General features: G+C 41.8%; 13 protein-coding genes and 1 riboswitch. Of the genes, 1 reads left to right on the top strand and 12 read right to left on the bottom strand.

What is annotated here, in order from left to right:
• Positions 1–17: 17 nt before the first annotated feature.
• The 9 genes from recJ to AC1M9M_RS04660 form a co-directional block, all read right to left on the bottom strand.
• The gene (gene recJ, locus AC1M9M_RS04700; RefSeq protein ID WP_481595746.1) at positions 18–1721 is read right to left on the bottom strand and encodes a single-stranded-DNA-specific exonuclease RecJ; all 1704 of its coding nucleotides are present in this window, start codon (positions 1719–1721) and stop codon (positions 18–20) included.
• Complete coding sequence (pdxH, locus tag AC1M9M_RS04695; protein ID WP_481595745.1) at positions 1722–2378, bottom strand: pyridoxamine 5'-phosphate oxidase; 657 nt, start codon at positions 2376–2378, stop codon at positions 1722–1724.
• A 15-nt stretch (positions 2379–2393) separates the two neighbouring features.
• Entirely contained in the window at positions 2394–3728 is a 1335-nt protein-coding gene (glmM, locus tag AC1M9M_RS04690) for a phosphoglucosamine mutase (protein WP_481595744.1), read from the bottom strand.
• Positions 3729–3852: 124 nt separating this feature from the next.
• Positions 3853–5319 carry an IMP dehydrogenase gene (guaB, locus tag AC1M9M_RS04685; RefSeq protein WP_035265814.1) on the bottom strand — a complete coding sequence of 489 codons (1467 nt, stop codon included), beginning with the start codon at positions 5317–5319 and terminating at the stop codon, positions 3853–3855.
• Between the two features lie 177 nt (positions 5320–5496).
• Positions 5497–5862: a YkgJ family cysteine cluster protein gene (locus tag AC1M9M_RS04680; protein WP_179999146.1), complete on the bottom strand. Its 366-nt coding sequence runs from the start codon at positions 5860–5862 to the stop codon at positions 5497–5499.
• A gap of 214 nt (positions 5863–6076) precedes the next feature.
• A complete protein-coding gene (locus AC1M9M_RS04675; protein WP_481595743.1) occupies positions 6077–6652 on the bottom strand; it encodes a TMEM165/GDT1 family protein in 576 nt (191 codons plus the stop codon).
• Positions 6653–6727: 75 nt separating this feature from the next.
• A riboswitch (yybP-ykoY riboswitch) is annotated at positions 6728–6870 on the bottom strand.
• Positions 6871–6958: 88 nt separating this feature from the next.
• A complete protein-coding gene (locus tag AC1M9M_RS04670; protein ID WP_481595742.1) occupies positions 6959–8935 on the bottom strand; it encodes a 2-oxo acid dehydrogenase subunit E2 in 1977 nt (658 codons plus the stop codon).
• A 2-nt stretch (positions 8936–8937) separates the two neighbouring features.
• Complete coding sequence (aceE, locus tag AC1M9M_RS04665; protein ID WP_092766512.1) at positions 8938–11640, bottom strand: pyruvate dehydrogenase (acetyl-transferring), homodimeric type; 2703 nt, start codon at positions 11638–11640, stop codon at positions 8938–8940.
• Between the two features lie 302 nt (positions 11641–11942).
• Positions 11943–12650, bottom strand: a complete 708-nt coding sequence (locus tag AC1M9M_RS04660) for a M23 family metallopeptidase (protein WP_481595741.1) — start codon at positions 12648–12650, stop codon at positions 11943–11945.
• Between the two features lie 107 nt (positions 12651–12757).
• On the opposite strand from AC1M9M_RS04660, the gene AC1M9M_RS04655 reads away from it, so the two are divergent.
• Positions 12758–13201 (top strand): DciA family protein, encoded by a 444-nt coding sequence (locus AC1M9M_RS04655; protein WP_035265826.1) that lies wholly within the window; start codon positions 12758–12760, stop codon positions 13199–13201.
• A gap of 97 nt (positions 13202–13298) precedes the next feature.
• On the opposite strand, the gene lpxC is transcribed toward AC1M9M_RS04655, so the two are convergent.
• From lpxC to ftsA, 3 genes are all read right to left on the bottom strand, one after another.
• Entirely contained in the window at positions 13299–14201 is a 903-nt protein-coding gene (gene lpxC, locus AC1M9M_RS04650; protein ID WP_481595740.1) for a UDP-3-O-acyl-N-acetylglucosamine deacetylase, read from the bottom strand.
• A 123-nt stretch (positions 14202–14324) separates the two neighbouring features.
• A complete protein-coding gene (gene ftsZ / locus AC1M9M_RS04645; protein WP_035265829.1) occupies positions 14325–15503 on the bottom strand; it encodes a cell division protein FtsZ in 1179 nt (392 codons plus the stop codon).
• A gap of 163 nt (positions 15504–15666) precedes the next feature.
• Positions 15667–16929, bottom strand: coding sequence for a cell division protein FtsA (gene ftsA, locus AC1M9M_RS04640; protein WP_035265831.1), 1263 nt, complete (start codon positions 16927–16929; stop codon positions 15667–15669).
• Positions 16930–16934: the final 5 nt, after the last annotated feature.

Here is a 16934-nt window from a genome sequence, read left to right as displayed (position 1 = left end):
CTCTAATGAGCGGTTTTTTATTGATGCATATGTACAATGCGCATTTGTAAACTGGTATTGCCATTAAAGGTATTTTTATCCAGCTCATAGACCAAGCGAATTTCATTGAGCATCGGATCAAACTGATATTTATCCGCTGCGTTAAAGGCGATTGCCTCTACCACTTGACCATTTTCTAAAGCTACACGCAGTTTCAAGTGCACATCCTTAAGCCAGCGATAATCCAAAATTTTAAATACTCCCTCGAATACAGGCGCAGGAAACATTTGCCCCCAAGGACTTAAATTTTGTAATACGTCCACCGTTTCAATTTGGAAAGCTGAAGCTGGCAACTCCCCATCCGTCCATAAGGTTGCAGTAAACAGACTTTCATCTTGACTGGCAATCAACTGCTCAAATACCTGCTTAAATTCAGCAAAATGTTCTTTTTTAATGGTTAGACCTGCAGCTGCAGCATGCCCACCAAAGTGACTGACAATATGTGGATATTGCTCAGCCACACGCTCAATCGCATCCCGAATATGAATTCCCTCAATTGAACGCGCTGAACCTTTGATATGAATGCCATCTTCATCACGGGCAAAAACGATACTCGGACGATGGAACTGCTCTTTTAAGCGTCCTGCCACAATTCCAATCACACCTTGATGCCAATGTGGCTCAAACATAATTAACGCTGCAGGTATTGCATCCTTATCTAGCTGAATTTGATCTAATGCAGTCAATGCTTCTTGTTTAATTTTACCTTCTACCTGACGACGTTCCACATTGAGTTGATTCAGCTGTTCCGCTAAAGGATATGCTGTAGCCAAGTCGGATGCCAAGAGACATTCGATGCCAATATCCATGGTTTCCATACGCCCTGCCGCATTAATTCGCGGTCCAATCACAAAACCTAAGTCTTGCGCTTTCAGTCCTGCAGGATCACGTTTGGCAATATCTAATAAGGCTGAAATCCCAGGGCGACATAATCCTTGTTGAATCCGCTTTAGACCACTGTCGATTAAGATTCGGTTGTTATAGTCCAAACTGGCAACATCGGCATAGGTCCCAAGCGCAACCAAATCCAAATAGCTGATCATTTGTGCAAAAGACTTGCCCATTTTTTTACGATGACTGGATAGGTTCGCCAACACATAAAAGGCAACTCCTACTCCTGCCAAAGCTTTACTTGGAAACTCACAACCGAGTTGATTCGGATTCACCACTGCCTCAGCCATAGGCGTTGGCTTGGTTGTGAGATGGTGATCGGTAATAATTACTTGCATCCCATGATCTTGAGCTTGCTTAACTCCATCATGACTTGAAATGCCATTGTCGACCGTAATCAACAAATCAGGCGTAAAGTTGGCAAACGCAAGATCTGCAATAGCAGGTGTCAAACCATAGCCATACTTAAAGCGATCAGGGACTAAATAATCAACATCTGCCCCCATGTCACGTAGTGCAAGCATCATCAGTGCTGTACTGGTCGCACCGTCAGCATCATAGTCACCGACAATCACAATTTTTTTGTGTTGATCAATGGCTTGGTCGATCAACTGAATTGCAGCATCTAACCCCTTCATAGTTGGCGCTAATAAGTATTTTAATTTCAGTTCTAGTTCTTGTTCAGATTCAACGCCTCGACGTGCCAAAATTTCGGCAATAAATGAAGGCACGCCCTGAAAATTTTCAGGGCGTGTTAAAAATGGACGTTGCTTGATTTCAAATTTTGGCATTTATGGCATCAATCGTTGTAATTTCCACGCACCGTCGATTTTTTCATAACACAAACGGTCGTGCAAACGGTTAGGGCGACCTTGCCAGAACTCATAATAATCTGGCTCTATACGGTAACCACCCCAGAAGTCAGGCTTATCTAAAGTTTGTTGATCTGCCACACGCTCATGCAAATCATTAAAGCGTTGCTGTAGCTCGTCACGGCTCGCAATCACACCACTTTGTGGGGTACTAATATGCGCTGCAATTTGACTATCACGCGGACGCTTATGGTAATAATCAGCGGATTCTTGTTCCGAAATTTTTACCACTCGACCTGAAATGCGAATTTGGCGTTCTTGTTCTGCCCAATAAAACAGAATTTGCGCATAAGGATTGGCTACTAAGTCGAGTCCTTTTTGGCTGTCATAATTGGTATAGAACGCATAACCATTTTCATCCGCACCTCGAAGTAATACGGTACGTACGTGCGGTCGACCATCGGCATTTGCCGTAGCCAATGACATGGCATACGGTTCGTGAAGCTGAGCTTCTAACGCATGGTTAAACCACAATAGAAACTGTTCATGTGGATCAGCATTCACTTGATTCTCATGTAATTCGCCTTTTTGATAATTTAGACGCAGTTCACTGAGATCTTTAATCAAATCACTCATGAGATCAATCCCCGATTAAGCTGCTGCATTAGTACGTACAGCATCTGCCAAAGCATGTGCCAGTGCAGTCACTTCTTGAAGATTATCACCTTCAACCATCACACGAATTACAGGTTCAGTCCCTGACTTACGAATCAGTAATCGACCACGACCTTTAAGTTGCGCTTCGGCTTTGGCAAATTCTGCAGCCAATGCAGGTACTGAGTATGGATCAAACATTGCATCTAAACGGACATTTACAAGCACGTTTGGCAGTAATTTAAAGTCAGCAACCAACTCATGCAATGCTTTCTTCTGTTCAACCATGACAGTTAAGACTTGTAGGGCTGCAATAATCGCATCACCTGTGGTGCTCTTGTCTAGAGTTAAAATGTGACCTGAAGGTTCACCACCAATAACCCAACCGTTTTCCTCTAAACCTTGCAGTACATAACGGTCACCAACTTTGGCACGTAGCAGTGGAACTTCTGCTTTTTCAAGTGCTAATTCAAGTGCCATATTACTCATGAGCGTACCGACAATACCGGCTGGTTTATTGGCACTTTGTGTCGCCAAGATATATAGAATATGATCGCCATCAATCAGCTTTCCATTCTGATCCACTAGAATGACACGATCTGCATCGCCATCAAATGCAATACCCAAATCTGCTTGGTGATCAACTACAGCAGCTTGTAAACCCTCAGGATGAGTTGAGCCACAACCTTGGTTAATATTCAATCCATTCGGTTCATTATGAATCGCAATCACTTTGGCACCAAGCTCACGGAATACCGCAGGACCCACGTTATATGCTGCTCCATTGGCACAGTCGACGACGATCTTTAAGTTGTTTAAATCGTAATGATATGGGAACGTTGATTTACAAAATTCAATATAACGACCTGGAGCATCATCAACACGCACACTTTTTCCTAGACTCGCAATATCATCAATGACAATATCTTTCTCGAGTTCAGCATTAATCTCATCTTGAAACTCGTCTGGTAATTTTTTTCCTTCTGAAGAAAAAAACTTAATGCCATTATCATGATAAGGGTTATGTGAAGCTGAGATGACAATCCCTAAACTGGCATGCAAAGCACGAGTTAAATGAGCAATGGCCGGCGTAGGTAATGGCCCCAATAAATGCACATAAACACCAGCTGCGTTTAAACCCGATTGTAAAGCCGCTTCTAAAATATAACCTGATAAACGAGGATCTTTGCCCATCACCACAATCGGTTTATTTCTTTTTGTTCTACGCTTAAGTACTTTACCCGCAGCAAACCCTAATTTGAGTGCAAACTCAGGTGTGATTGGAAATACACCGAATTTCCCACGAATACCATCAGTACCAAAATAACTCATTCATTCTCTCACTTCTTAGCGGGTGATTAACATCATCCTTTTTCAATGCGCACCACTTTACACCAAAATAAAAAAACCGTCATTTAAATGACGGTTTTTTTAAAAATTGTTTTATAACAGGTAATTAACCAACACGGTAATTCGGTGCTTCTTTGGTAATAGTCACATCGTGAACGTGTGATTCAGACATACCTGCAGACGTGATTTTCACGAATTTCGCATTTTGACGAAGATCTTCAATCACTGCAGAGCCTGTATAACCCATAGATGAACGTAAACCACCCATCATTTGATGCACGATGTTGCCCATTGGCCCTTTGTAAGGTACGCGGCCTTCAATACCTTCTGGAACCAACTTCTCAGCACCTGCTTTAGAGTCTTGGAAATAACGATCCGCAGAACCTGTTGCACCCGCCATTGCACCCAATGAACCCATGCCACGGTAAGCTTTGTAATAACGACCTTGGAAGAATTCAACTTCACCTGGTGCTTCTTCAGTACCAGCAAGTAAAGAACCCACCATAATCGTACTTGCACCTGCACCGATCGCTTTTGCCATATCACCTGAGAAGCGGATACCACCGTCTGCGATCAATGGAATTTGATCTTTCAGTGCGTTAGCAACAGAATCGATCGCCGAAATTTGTGGCATACCAATACCTGCAACAATACGAGTCGTACAGATTGAACCAGGACCGATACCTACTTTCACAGCATCTGCGCCTGCATCAAGTAAAGCCAATGCAGCATCGCCAGTCGCAATGTTACCGCCAATGACTTGAACTTGTGGGTAGTTGGCTTTAACCCAACGTACGCGCTCGATAACACCAGCAGAGTGACCATGTGCAGTATCGACTACAATCACGTCAACACCCGCATCAACCAATGCTTCAACACGGCTTGGAGTTTCAACACCTGTACCAACTGCAGCACCCACACGTAAACGACCTAAGTCATCTTTACAGCTATTTGGATAAAGCTCAGCCTTATTAAAATCTGTTACAGTGATTAAACCTTTTAGTTCGTTGTTTTCGCCAACAACAATCACTTTCTCAATGCGATTTTTTTGGAGAAGTGCCTGAATGTTTTCTTTCGATTCACCTTCGCGAACGGTGACCAAACGATCTTGACCAGTCATGATGTTGCTTACTGGCTGTTCAAGATTAGTTTCAAAGCGTGTATCACGACCTGTCACAATACCAACTACTTTGCCATCTTTCACCACTGGCACACCGCTGATATTGTTCGCTTGCGTAATTGCGATTAACTCACGCACAGTCGTTTCAGGGGTTACTGTAATTGGATCTTTCACCATGCCTGCTTCAAATTTTTTCACACGGCGTACTTCAGCAGCTTGCGCTGCAATATCCATATTTTTATGAAGGATACCAATACCGCCATTTTGTGCCATTGCAATTGCCATACGGGATTCAGTCACCGTATCCATTGCTGCAGACACAAGAGGGATATTCAAATTAATGCCGCGAGTTAAACGTGTCTTTAGAGAGACATCTTTTGGGAGAACAGTAGAGTAGGCAGGGAGTAATAGGACATCATCAAAAGTTAACGCGTCTTGAACGATGGTCAACATAACAGTCTCACTGGTAATTTCCGTGCGCCATTATATACAAATTTTAAGGTAAATTTCATTTCTTATTATCGACAATTTTATGAAATTTACCCACCACCCCTATTTTTATGCAATTTACTATCCGAAAAAATCATAATAAGAGCATATAAAACAGAAGCATATTTTAAATCATTCAAATTAACTGACCTGATCGTAATCGTCATCATTCGACGATGGAACAATTTCAATATCAATTAATGGGATCAGATGATGGGCTTGTCGAGCTTTGGCACATTGCGCATCTCCGGCTTGGACCTCTCTACACGATGAACTGCGAACCGTATAGATCGAGCAAGAGACCTGCTTCCCTATTTCTCCTTCTAGAGCAACGCATCGCGGGTTAGTTTGATTCGTCCCCACCATACAAGCATATACAGGGTTAATATCCTCAACCATCTCGGTAGGAATGTTCATCGCTTCCGCACCATAAAATGAAACACGGAAATAGGCACAACAAGCACCACAACTTAAACACGCATCCTGTGCAGAAATCTGAGAGAGCATTTTTAAATCTCTTAAAAATAATTTTTAGTGACGAAATCCTAAAAAAACTTAATTTCAAAAACAAGATTTATTTTTATTATATTTATTTACTAATCAATAACTTCCATTAAAAAAATGCACCATTATGAATCACTTTCATGGTGCATTATTTCAATACTATTTATAAATAAACTAAATCTTTTGAAGATTCAGATCTTTATGCGTATACAACCATTTATAAACAATAATGTTGCACTAAAGTGCCCACACCAATGACAAGGAAAATTATTGCGCCAATTTTGTGAATCAAGGAAATAGGTAATCGATTCGCCAATTTATCACCAATAAATACTGCCGGCGCATTAGCGATCATCATACCTAATGTCGTTCCAGCCATCACCCACCAGATACTGTCAAAACGTGCAGCAAGTGCCACTGTCGCAATCTGCGTTTTGTCGCCAATTTCAGCCAAGAAAAATAAAATAAATGTCGCTCCAAAAACGCCAAATTTTTGCCATTGTTGAATACTTGCTGACTCATCCTCTAGTTCATCAGGGACCAGCATCCAAGCAGCCATAGCAATAAATCCTATTGCTAGAATCCACATGAGGATCTCGGGACTTAAAATTGTTGTAACCCATTGTCCTAGAGCAGCGGAAACTCCATGATTGACAATTGTCGCTAACAAAATAGCAATTAAGATTGGAACGGGTTTACGAAAGCGTGCAGCAAGAAGTAAAGCTAACAATTGGGTTTTATCACCCATTTCAGCTAGTGCGACGATACCTGTAGACAGAAGGAATTCATACATGATGTCTTTCTCTGGCTAGCATAACAAATACCAATGACCCACCATCCCTGCTAGCCAAAAATCCGCAGAATGGTAAATCAAAGGTCTTGCCAACAAAAGAAAGCTCAAATAGAGCTCATTTGGTTCTTTGCTATGATGACCATGCTCGTTTTAGAGCAAATATGTTGACCATCACCTGTTCTATTGCAGAACAGCGGCTACTCCCCAATGAAGTTTATCCATTATAATCCTGGCTTTTTGTTTTTACAAATAAAAACCCCACCGAAGTGAGGTTTTGATTCTGCAGACAAAATACGTTAAAAATATTTAGATGAGCAATGTACGAATATCTTTAAGCAGCTTCGTCAGTTTATTGGTAAAGCGAGCAGCATCAGCACCATTAATGACACGATGGTCATAAGACAATGACAATGGAAGCATTAAACGTGGATCAAAACCTTGTCCATTCCACACAGGTTGCATCGTTGCAGGTGAAATACCCAAGATTGCCACTTGCGGCCAGTTGACAAGCGGAGTGAATGCCGTACCACCAATTGCGCCTAGGCTTGAAATCGTGAAGTTGGCACCTTGCAGATCTTTCGGTGACAATTTCTTATCACGCGCTTTTTGACCCAACTCACCGAGTTCAACTGCGATTTGCTTAATTGATTTTTGATCTGGATTACGTAGCACAGGCACTGTTAAACCATCTGGTGTAGCAACAGCAATGCCCATATGGATTTCTTTACGCAGTAATACGGTTTTGCCATCATCAGACAAATGACCTGCAAACTCACGTTCTTCTTTTAGCAAATGCGCTACAGCCTTGATGATGAATGCCATAATGGTCAGGCTAATGCCTTCTTTCTTAAAGTTGCCTTTAAGCTCATTACGCCATGCTTCAAGCTCCGTAATATCTGCCGCATCGAATTGGGTCACTTGCGGGATATAATTGTTCAATGACAACTGTGGAATAGACACTTGCTGTAAACGTGTTAACGCTTTTTCTTCTACACCACCAAAGGCATCAAAACTTGGTAATTTAGGCAACCCTGCTGGTGCAGCAACTGTCGGTGCAGCAGTTACAGGTGCTGGTGCAGTTAAACGTGTTTTCACATACGCAAAGATGTCTTCTTTCATTAAGCGTGCATGTGGACCAGAAGCTTTGACTTCTGCCAACACAACACCAAGCTCACGCGCCAACTTACGTACCGCAGGACCAGCATATACTTTAGCATTTGCTGCATTTTGCTCTTTGGTCAGCTTATCTGCTGAAGGAGCAGCTGTTTGTACAGGAGCACCAGCTTGCGCAGGGACTGCTTTTGGTGCTTCCGCTTTTGTACTCACTGGTGCTGCTACAGGGGCTTCTGTAACTGGGGCTACTTGACCTTCAGCCTCAATCGTAACTAAAGCCACGCCTTCAGACACGTTTTGACCCAATTCAATATGAATTGCGGTAATCACACCTGTGGTGGTACTTGGTACTTCAACGGTCGCTTTATCTGATTCAACCACAATGATGCTTTGGTCTTTTTCAACCTTATCACCAACAGCCACTAAAATTTCAGCTACAGCAGCTTTGTCTACACCTAAGTCAGGGACAGCAATCTCAACTTTACCTGCTGGCGCTGAAGCAACTGTCACTTTTGTTGATTCTGCAGGTGGTGCCGCTGCAGCTAGAGCAGTCATCGGTGTAGTTTCTGCAGCAGCTTGCGCCACGTTTGATACTGAAGCTGCTGTTTTCACTTTCAGAATCACAACACCTTCTTTGACTGTATCACCGACTGAAATTTCAATCGATTCAACTGTACCCGCAACAGCACTTGGAACTTCGACTGTCGCTTTGTCAGACTCAACAACAATGATACTTTGATCGGCATCAATTTCGTCGCCAACCGCAACCAAGATCTCACCCACAGTGGCTTTTTCAACACCAATGTCTGGTACTTGAACATCAACAGTTTCAGATGCCGTTGCTGCTTTTGGTGCTTCCGCTTGAGATTGGGCTACAGGTTCTGCGTGAGCTTGTGCTTTCGATTCTTCAACTTGTGCTGTAGGTGCTTCAGATGACGTTTGCCCCTCCGCTTCAAGCTCTACCAAAACCGCACCTTCAGCAACTTCGTCACCAAGGCTCACCAAAATACTTTTCACCACACCTGCTGAAGTGCTTGGCACTTCAACAGATGCTTTGTCAGACTCCAACAAAACAATGCTGTCATCGACACTAATCGTATCACCCACTTTGACCAAAATTTCAGCCACTGTAGCTTTATCTACACCAATATCAGGAGTCGTAATTTGCATGCTTAGTTCTCCTCTTTGTAGTCAGCTACAGCGTGAAGTTCAGGCGTTGTTTGAGGCGCCCAAGCGACTGGACGGTCAGTATCTAATTCAAAGCTAGAAATCGCATCTTTAACTAGACGCGCATCTACTTCACCCTCGTCAGCAAGTTTCTTCAGTGTCGCAACAACAATATGTGCAGCATCTACACCAAAGTAGCTACGAAGTTTTGCACGTGTATCTGAGCGACCATAACCGTCTGTACCTAATGCTACAAATGGACGGTTATCTGGAAGGTAAGCGCGAATTTGCTCACTGTAAGCACGCATATGATCTGTTGCAGAAACGACGATACCTTTCGTACCACGCAACTGCTTCGACACCCATGCTTCTTTTACATCTTCAGTAAGTGGATGTAAACGATTATATTCTTCGCACGCCATACCATCACGCGCAAGCTCATTAAAGCTTGTTACGCTGTAGACATTCGAATGAATTTGATATTCATCACGTAAGATTTGAGCCGCTTTAATCACTTCACGCAGAATTACACCTGAACCTAAAAGCTGAACTGTGGCTTTTTCATCTTCCTCAAGTAAATACATACCACGTTTAATGCCTTCTTCAGCACCTTGTGGCATCGCTGGATGCTCATAGTTCTCATTCATTACAGTTAAGTAATAGAACACACGCTCCTGATCCACATACATGCGTTTTAGACCGTCATGTACAATCACCGCAAGTTCATATCCGAAACATGGATCATAAGAAATACAATTTGGAATCGTATTCGCAAGAATATGTGAGTGACCATCTTGATGCTGTAGACCTTCACCATTCAGCGTAGTACGACCAGCAGTTGCACCCAATAAGAAACCTTGCGCCTGTGCATCACCTGCCGCCCATGCAATATCACCAATACGTTGGAAGCCAAACATTGAGTAATACATGTACATCGGGATCATAGGAAGGTTATTGGTTGAATAACTTGTTCCTAAAGCAGCCCAAGCACTCATCGCACCTGCTTCATTGATCCCCTCTTGAAGCATATGACCATCTTTCGCTTCACGGTAATGCATCAACTGCTCTTGATCTTCAGGGGTATATTTTTGACCGTGCGCGGCATAAATGCCCAATTGACGGAACATCCCTTCTAAACCGAAAGTACGCGCCTCATCTGGAACAATTGGTACCACACGGTCTTTAATTGCTTTTTCTTTCAGTAGTGCAGAGATTAAACGTACCATCACCATGGTCGTTGATTGTTGCTTACCATTAGAACCAGCTAACACTGCATCAAATACAGACAACTCAGGAATCGCTAAAGATTCGCTCTCTTTACGACGTGCTGGTAAGTAACCACCTAATGCCTCACGGCGAGCCTTCATATACTTAATTTCAGGCGAGTTTTCACTTGGGCGATAAAATGGAACTTCTTCAAGTTGCTCATCGGTAAATGGCAAGTTGAAACGGTTACGTACATATTTAAGCGATTCAAGTTGCATTTTCTTGATTTGATGCGTTTTATTGACCGCTTCAATTTCTTCAGATAAGCCGTAACCTTTAACAGTTTTCGCGAGAATAACCGTTGGCTGACCTGTAGATTTCATGGCTTCTGCATAAGCAGCATATACTTTGTAAGGATCGTGACCGCCACGATTTAAATTATCGATATCTTCATCACTTAAGTGTTTAACTAACTCTTCAGCTTCAGGATATTTACCAAAGAAGTGCGCACGTGTATAAGCACCACCTTTCACTTGATAACGCTGATAATCACCATCTACAGCTTCTTCCATAATGGCTTTAAGCGCACCAGATTCATCTTTAGCAAGTAGTGGATCCCAATGACGACCCCATACTACTTTAATCACGCGCCAACCTGCACCACGGAATAAAGACTCAAGTTCTTGGATGATCTTACCATTACCACGAACTGGACCATCTAAACGTTGCAAGTTACAGTTTACAACCCAAACCAAGTTGTCTAACTTTTCACGACCTGCCAACGAGATTGCACCAGTACTTTCTGGCTCATCCATCTCACCATCGCCAAGATAAGCCCAAACCTTACGATCTTCTTCTTTAATCAAACCGCGGTTCATCAAGTACTTTTGAATATGTGCTTGATAAATGGACATGATTGGACCCAGACCCATCGATACCGTTGGGAACTGCCAATAGTCTGGCATTAAGTATGGATGTGGGTACGAAGGTAAACCAATACCATCAACTTCACGACGGAAATTGTTCAGATGCTCTTCAGTTAAACGACCTTCCAAGAATGAGCGCGCATAAATCCCTGGTGCACAGTGACCTTGATAATAAATCATGTCACCGCCGAAGTTATCACTGTTCGCACGGAAGAAATGGTTAAAGCCAACATCATATAAAGTTGCAGAAGATGCAAAGCTGGCTAAGTGACCACCAAGATCGTCGCCTGTTTTATTGGCGCGAAGCACCATTGCTAAAGCATTCCAACGAATCAAAGCACGAATTCGGCGCTCCATATCTGGATCACCAGGCATTGCAGGTTGCTCTTCTACTGAAATCGTATTTAAGTAAGGAGTATTTAGACGCTGAATGGGAACATGTTTCGCAATCGCACGTTGATACAGTTTTTCAAGAAGAAAGGCTGCTCTTTCCGTCCCCATATGCTGTAAAACAGAGTCAAAAGCGTCCTGCCACTCTTGGGTTTCTTGTGCGTCGGTATCACCGTAATACGCCATATTACACCTATATTCATGCCTATTTGTATGCCCTATATTTAACATATTTTCGCGATACGCAGTTATGGCTATAAATGAATACGACATTAGACTAATATTTCGATAATAAATAGTACTTGACCATTTATTACACAAATTAACACTAAAACGCCAATATTGCTGTTTTTTTATACAAAGCTTTATTCTAATCTTAAATTTAATCAGGTGACCTGACAGCAAAAACGAAAATCGCCAAGAGTTTGCTTGGCGATTTATTCAAACGACTTAACAATGGATGTGTATTAATGAGGTTTGATAATTAATTAAGGCAACATCGCTAGGTAAGTTGAAGGGTTTTTACGCTGACCATCTTTGACCACTTCATAATGTAAGTGAGGACCAGTACAACGTCCAGTACAACCCACATTGGCAATATGCTCACCAGCAGTGACTTTATCACCTACTTTAGCAATCAAGCGTGAAGCATGTGCATATCGTGTGATATACCCATTACCGTGGTTGATTTCAACATATTGACCATAACCTGTACCCCAACCTGATTTGGTCACTATACCTGGACCGGTTGCATAAATTGGAGTGCCTGTTGGTGCAGCAAGATCTAAGCCTGAATGGTTTTCAGCACGGCCGCCCATTGTTCGGCCGCCATAATTTGAACTGACACGACCAGTTGGAAGCGGGTGTGTCACTAACCATGAATATGCATTATTTGAAGAGTAACGATTTGAACTTGTCGTTGTAGTTTTTTGAGCAGGGTATTTACTATTAAGCAGCGCATTATTTAATTCGATTGGATCCGTCTTCGCTCGAACTGTCACATCGACTTGTGCTGTCGCTGGAATGTCCATGTCATCAGGATGACTATAAGAACCTTGTGATAGTGTTCTTGTTAACTCTTCCAATCGATCAGGATTGGAGGCTTGTGTGGCATCTAATTGAACTAAATCTGCAAATGCAACCGAAGCTGCTGAAGCTGCTAAAGAAAACGCTAATAAAATACGTCGCGTATACATATAAACCTCATTAAACTGTTCTTACTCAAGTCTCTTGTGTGATCTCTTCCTTGATATCGAAAGAAACAAGCGTTTAAGATTAAGACAAAACAATGTAGGAACAATGTATGTCAGAACCAAAAAATATGTTTCAACAAACAAGACAACACATAAAAACAGGAAACTTATCGTTTCTCACAAAGCAAGTTGCTGACTGGCAGAGACTTACAAAATTAATTCAACCGCTATTGCCCAAAAATGAACAATGGCAAGTTGTCTGTTATCAATACGGTATTTTGACCATCACCGGTGAAAATCAAGCCATGATTAGTCAACTCGGTTACCTTCAAAAACAGTATATTTCTCAGTTATCACAAATCCCTGAACTCAAAGATTTACAAAAAATCCAAGTTCGTCTTCGAGCAAAAAAAGAAATTCCCCAAACACAAACTGAAAATTCCAAAACTTCTTTATGTCCGACAACGCAAGAAATGTTACTCAACGCTGCTAGTTTTGTGAACGATCCTAAGCTTAGCCAAGCTATGATACGTTTGGCAAGCAATAAAAAGTAACTGGACCATTTGATTTAAACGTCATTCACTATTTTAAAAGCGAATTAAGTCACACTTAACAATGTTACACTATAACATTTAACCTGAAGACAATGACTTAGATCACACTTACATATTGAATTGGACAAGACTTTTCGTCATCAAATGTTACAATTTCATAATTAGATGGATCAATCTGAACATTGCGAAGCAGTTGATTATTGAGTGCATGTCCAGATTTGTAACCATCAAACTTCGCAATAATTTGATGTCCGAGTAAATAAAGATCACCCACCGCATCCAATATTTTATGACGTACAAATTCATCAGCAAATCGTAAACCTTCTTCGTTCACGACACCTGAATCATCAACACCAATTGCATTCTCTAAACTAGCACCCAAAGCTAAATTATTCGCCTTAAGATAATCCAAATCTTTCATAAAGCCGAAAGTACGTGCCTCACTGACTTCATAAACAAATGTTTCCGTTGAGAAATCAATACTGGCAGACTGATATTCTTTGGCAAAGGCTGGGTGATCGAAATCAATCGTAAAATTAAGTTGAAAACCATCATGCGGATTAAAAATAGCGCGCTTATCGTCAATTAATGCTTCTACAGGTTTTAATATTTTTATAAATTTTTTAGGCGCTTCTTGCTCTATCAACTCACCTTGCATGAGTAAATAGATAAATGGACCGGCGCTTCCATCCATAATTGGAACTTCTGAAGCTGATACTTCAATAATCAGATTATCAATACCAAGACCTGCAATCGCACTCATAATATGTTCGATAGTCCCAACTTTGGCATTTTCTTGTACCAAATTCGAACACATAAATGCTTCTTGAATCAGCATCGCATTAGCAGGAATATTTACAGGCGGATTTAAATCAATACGACGAAAAACAATACCCCCATCAGCTACATGTGGTACAAAGTTAATCATTACTTTTTGCCCACTGTGTAATCCGATACCACTCGCTTTCACGACTCGTTTCAGGGTGCGTTGTTTCAACATGTTTCTTCAATATTCATCTAAAATCTAGTATACGTTAGCACATTTAGCCATTGATAAAAATCAAAAAGGTGGCATAAGCGCCACCTTTTCTGTTTGATCATCGTAAACACATTATGTTACATGTTATTTACGCTGTTGATTTTTAAGATAATCTTGAATGCTCATTGGTGCAGATCGAGGCGCTGCAGAAGGCTCTGGGGCTACACTCTCTTGATTCTGACGTTTACTGATTGCTGGAACATCATCTTCATCCAAAGCAGCAGCTTGTCCACCAACTGATGGGTTTACACTCACTGGCGCACGGCGCTTCACTTCCGTTTCATTCGCATTACGAGTTAAACCTGTCGCAATCACAGTAACACGGATTTCATCACGCGCATCTGGATCAAATACAGTACCAAAGAAGACTTCACCTTCATCCAGATCAACAATTTGATTGACAACATCTGTGATAATTTCAGTTTCACGTAAGGTAACATCATTACCGCCAGTGATATTAATTAAAACACCCTTCGCGTTCATAATATTTACGTTGTCAAGCAACGGACTGCGAATCGCAAGACGCGCTGCATCTTCAGCACGATCTGGACCGCTACTCTTACCTTCACCCATCATCGCATAACCGCGTGTGCTCATCGCTGTTTTTAAATCGGCGAAGTCAAGGTTGATATGACCAGGACGCACAACTAGATCAAAGATACTTCGTACCGCGTTAAGCAAGACATCATCCGCTTTGCGATAAGCATCTTGCATCGAGATATCACCATAAACGCTAAGTAGGCGTTGGTTTGGAATGATAATCAATGAGTCAACATGCTTTTCAAGTTCTTCGATCCCTTTTTCAGCAGAACGTTGACGACGACGACCCTCGAAGTTAAATGGAGTGGTGACAACACCAACCGTCAAAATACCCATTTCTTGTGCTATTTCAGCCACGACTGGTGCTGCACCAGTACCAGTACCACCACCCATGCCGGCAGTAACAAATACCATATCTGCACCTTCCAGATGCTGACGGATTAATTCGCGACTTTCTTCTGCTGCAATTTGACCGACATCAGGATTTGCTCCTGCACCTAGTCCACGCGTACTTTGTTGGCCCAATTGGATTTTGAATGGCGCATTCATACGATCCAAAGCTTGTTTATCTGTATTTGCACAAACAAATTTCACGCCTTTGATATCAGATTGCACCATGTGTTGTACGGCATTACCACCACCGCCACCAACACCAAACACAGTAAAACGGGCTTGACCGTTATTATCGGTTTGTTCATCTTCTAAAAATTCAAATGAAGCCATGACCTTAACTTTTCCTAATAAATTTGGCAGTCACTTAAGCCCGTATACTGCCTTGATCTTCAATAATAAAAATTTGTTTTTAGGATGCGTTGCAATCACATTCTTGTCAAGCACATGAAGTTGCTCTTACAAGTTGCAAACAATACTCCCTTAAAAACTAAACTTAAAAAATACCTTTCAATTTGTTATTAAACGCATTCCAACCATTCGCTATGCGCTCTAATAATGGACGCTTATTCACTTCTTCAGGTTGCTCAACCGATTCTTGTAAATCGCTTTGACTAAATAACAGCAGTCCTGTTGCGGTAGAATACATTGAACGTCTTAATGCAGGTAAATGTTGATCATCCGCATATACTTGTAGCGGAGGGTTGCCTAAATGAGCAGAAACACCCAACATACGACGTGATAATGTGATCATACCCTCAATCTGACATGCATCACCACTTAAAACTACACCGTGGTATAAACTTTGTAGCGCACCACGTTGTTGTAACTCATCACGCACCATAGAAAGAATTTCTTCGTAACGTGCAATAATAATCTCTGATAGCTCAATCCGACTGATCGCCTGAGGACCATCGATCGCTTCAAACTCGATCATATGTTCAGGTTTGACTTGCTGTAAATCAACGCAACCATAAAGCAATTTAAGTCGTTCAGCTTCTTCAGTCGTCGTTTGCAATACTGCAGCGATATCACGCGTTACATTTTCACCACCACGTTGAATGGTGTGTGCTAGCACTAAATGACCTTCAATATAAACTGCAATATTGGTTGTACCAGCCCCAATATCCAATAAGCATACACCATACTCTTTTTCATCTTTTAGCAATGCACCTTCAGCCGTTGCTAAACATGAAATCACCATCTTTTCGACAAAAATATTGGCGCCTTTCATTGCACGATCTAAATTTTGCATGGTGCTGATTGGTAGCATCATGAGTTGATAATGCGCCGTCATGCTATTTGCTGAAAGGTTAATTGGATTATGCACCCACTCAGGTGAATCATCCAACTCAAAACCCAATGGCACTGCACTTGCAAGATAATGATCAGAAGTTAAATGACTGGCTTTTGCCATTTCTAAAGCTTTAACCACTTCTGAAGTCGTAATGGTGCGTTCTGGATTAGAAATCGGTGTCCGGCCTGTCGCATAAGCACTTTGCAGTTCTGTACTCGGGATCGATACCCATGCTGAATGCACACGACACTCCGCCATATCTTCTGCTTCTTGTACCGCATTCTTAATCGCAGAGATCACTTTTTCAAGGCTAACAATTTTTCCTTTGTTCATGCCTTTATTTCGCGCAGTCGCCATACCGATGACCTGGATATTATCCGGCGCATGTACTTTACCAATTAGAACTGAAACTTTATGTGTCCCAATGTCTATCGCAACAACTGAGGGAACAGCCTCATTCATGATTC

The sequence above is a fragment of the Acinetobacter sp. ANC_7503 genome (genome assembly GCF_056780035.1).
Note: the sequence above shows the minus strand (reverse complement) of the source record. Positions and strands in the feature narration are given on the sequence as shown.

Coding starts and splice junctions, on each gene's coding strand:
- pdxH (WP_481595745.1), bottom strand. CDS start 2,378: ATGAGTGATTTGATTAAAGATCTCAGTGAACTGCGTCTAAATTATCAA.
- glmM (WP_481595744.1), bottom strand. CDS start 3,728: ATGAGTTATTTTGGTACTGATGGTATTCGTGGGAAATTCGGTGTATTT.
- lpxC (WP_481595740.1), bottom strand. CDS start 14,201: ATGTTGAAACAACGCACCCTGAAACGAGTCGTGAAAGCGAGTGGTATC.
- ftsA (WP_035265831.1), bottom strand. CDS start 16,929: ATGAATGAGGCTGTTCCCTCAGTTGTTGCGATAGACATTGGGACACAT.
- guaB (WP_035265814.1), bottom strand. CDS start 5,319: ATGTTGACCATCGTTCAAGACGCGTTAACTTTTGATGATGTCCTATTA.
- aceE (WP_092766512.1), bottom strand. CDS start 11,640: ATGGCGTATTACGGTGATACCGACGCACAAGAAACCCAAGAGTGGCAG.
- AC1M9M_RS04660 (WP_481595741.1), bottom strand. CDS start 12,650: ATGTATACGCGACGTATTTTATTAGCGTTTTCTTTAGCAGCTTCAGCA.
- AC1M9M_RS04675 (WP_481595743.1), bottom strand. CDS start 6,652: ATGTATGAATTCCTTCTGTCTACAGGTATCGTCGCACTAGCTGAAATG.
- ftsZ (WP_035265829.1), bottom strand. CDS start 15,503: ATGGCTTCATTTGAATTTTTAGAAGATGAACAAACCGATAATAACGGT.
- AC1M9M_RS04670 (WP_481595742.1), bottom strand. CDS start 8,935: ATGCAAATTACGACTCCTGATATTGGTGTAGATAAAGCTACAGTGGCT.
- AC1M9M_RS04680 (WP_179999146.1), bottom strand. CDS start 5,862: ATGCTCTCTCAGATTTCTGCACAGGATGCGTGTTTAAGTTGTGGTGCT.
- recJ (WP_481595746.1), bottom strand. CDS start 1,721: ATGCCAAAATTTGAAATCAAGCAACGTCCATTTTTAACACGCCCTGAA.
- AC1M9M_RS04655 (WP_035265826.1), top strand. CDS start 12,758: ATGTCAGAACCAAAAAATATGTTTCAACAAACAAGACAACACATAAAA.